The sequence below is a fragment of the uncultured Mucilaginibacter sp. genome (assembly GCF_903913935.1).
GTDB lineage: Bacteria > Bacteroidota > Bacteroidia > Sphingobacteriales > Sphingobacteriaceae > Mucilaginibacter.
Genome location: NZ_CAIWNH010000218.1, coordinates 1 through 1,858 on the forward strand (window position 1 = coordinate 1; position 1,858 = coordinate 1,858).

Sequence of the window (1,858 nt, forward strand, 5' to 3'; positions counted from 1 at the left end):
ATTATCACTGACTGGATATCCTGCAGGTAAAGCTGGTACAAAATATACTGGGGAACGTACCTGTCAAAATCTTCGAGGGCAATATACTTTATTTTGCCGTCGATACCGGTTTTCACTTCATTAAATACCAATGTTTCAACAGACTGCTCGAATATATGTAAGCTATTGTTCAGTTCCAGTTTCCGGTCTATCACTATTCTTTTGGGGTTTTTACCTTCCGCGTAACGTACATTTAGTTGAGGATCGTCAATGGCAGCAGTATGTTTCCCGATCAGAATTGCATCTTCTTCGGCCCGCCATTGGTGCACCAGTTTGCGCGATTCGGGACCCGTGATCCAAAACTGCGTACCATCATCTGGGGCAAAATAGCCATCACGGGTTTGGGCCCATTTTAGGATCACATAAGGCCGGTTTTTTTGTACCCGGGTAAAAAAGCGGCGGTTAAGCCATTGGCATTCTTTTTGTAAAACCCCTACCGTTACATCAACACCTGCAGCCAGTAATTTCTCAATCCCTTTACCGTTTACGGCGTCGAATGGATCGCGGCAGCCAACTACCACTTTAGGGATCCGGTGTTTGATGATCAGATCGGCACAGGGCGGCGTTTTGCCGTAATGGGCACAAGGTTCGAGGGAAACGTATATGGTGGACTGATCCAGCAGGTCAGGTGCGTCTGAAAAATTAGTGAACACCTGGTTGATCGCATTTACCTCGGCATGCGCATCACCATATTTATGGTGATAGCCTTCGCCTATAATGATGGTATCCCTTACGATAACGGCGCCCACCATCGGGTTCGGACTCACACTGCCCATCCCCAAAGCGGCAAGCTCAAGGCAGCGCTGCATATATTTTTCATCTTCTACCATGCTGCAAAAGTAGCTTTTATGTTACTTTGTTCCATGAAAACCATAAAGGATGTTTTTGATGCTTTTAAGATCGGTCTTGGTAAGCTATATGATGCGTATGAACCTGAGGCCATTACGCTACTGGCTGTCACCGAAATAACCGGTTTTTCCAAAGCAAAGATCAAAGCATTCCCTGAAACAGCGCTTACAATTCAACAAACCGATACTCTTGATGATATTTTAATCCAGCTAAAAACCGGCAATCCCATCCAATACATTTTAGGGGTTACTGAGTTTTATGGATATCCCTTTAACGTTAACCCCTCGGTGCTTATCCCGAGGCAAGAGACCGAGGAACTGGTGGAATGGGTAATTTCTTCAGTGCGCAGTTCGAAGTTGGCAGTTGGCAGTATTTTAGATATAGGAACCGGTAGCGGTTGCATTGCGATCAGCCTGAAAAAAAACTTGCCTCAATTTAAAGTTTCAGCGATTGATATTTCAGAAACCGCTCTACAAACAGCAAAAGAAAATGCCGAACTAAATATTGTAGATGTCGACTTTATCAAGGCGGATATATTGCACCCGCAAAAACCTTTCACCTTTCACCTTTCACCTTTCACCTCAAAAATCGAAATCATCATCAGCAATCCCCCCTACGTTACGCTGCATGATAAAACCCAGATGCATGCCAACGTAACCGATTTTGAGCCCCATACAGCGCTTTTTGTAACGGAGGATGATCCATTGGTGTTTTACAAAGCCATAGCCGATTATGCGGCAGATAAGCTACGCCCTGGCGGGTTGTTATTTTTCGAGATCAATGAAAGTTATGGTGAGGAAGTAGTTCAGTTGTTGAAGGATAAGCAATTCAAGAATATTGAATTAAGGAAAGATATGAGCGGCAGGGACGGGATGATTAGGTCTGAACTAGGATTCGTAGGATTGGACAGATAATAGGATTTAAATACCATATAATCCTTAAATCATCTAATCCTACGAACGGCGAAGCC

At 44.1% G+C, this 1,858-nt stretch carries 2 protein-coding genes; one reads left to right on the top strand and one right to left on the bottom strand.

What is annotated here, in order from left to right; all coding sequences use genetic code 11:
* Positions 1-869, bottom strand: an 869-nt coding sequence (ribD, locus tag QZY09_RS08435) for a bifunctional diaminohydroxyphosphoribosylaminopyrimidine deaminase/5-amino-6-(5-phosphoribosylamino)uracil reductase RibD (RefSeq protein ID WP_295670976.1), incomplete at its 3' end; no start/stop codon positions are given.
* A 33-nt stretch (positions 870-902) separates the two neighbouring features.
* Between ribD and prmC the strand changes: the two genes are divergently transcribed.
* The gene (gene prmC, locus QZY09_RS08440) at positions 903-1,802 is read left to right on the top strand and encodes a peptide chain release factor N(5)-glutamine methyltransferase (RefSeq protein WP_295670979.1); all 900 of its coding nucleotides are present in this window, start codon (positions 903-905) and stop codon (positions 1,800-1,802) included.
* Positions 1,803-1,858 lie beyond the last annotated feature (56 nt).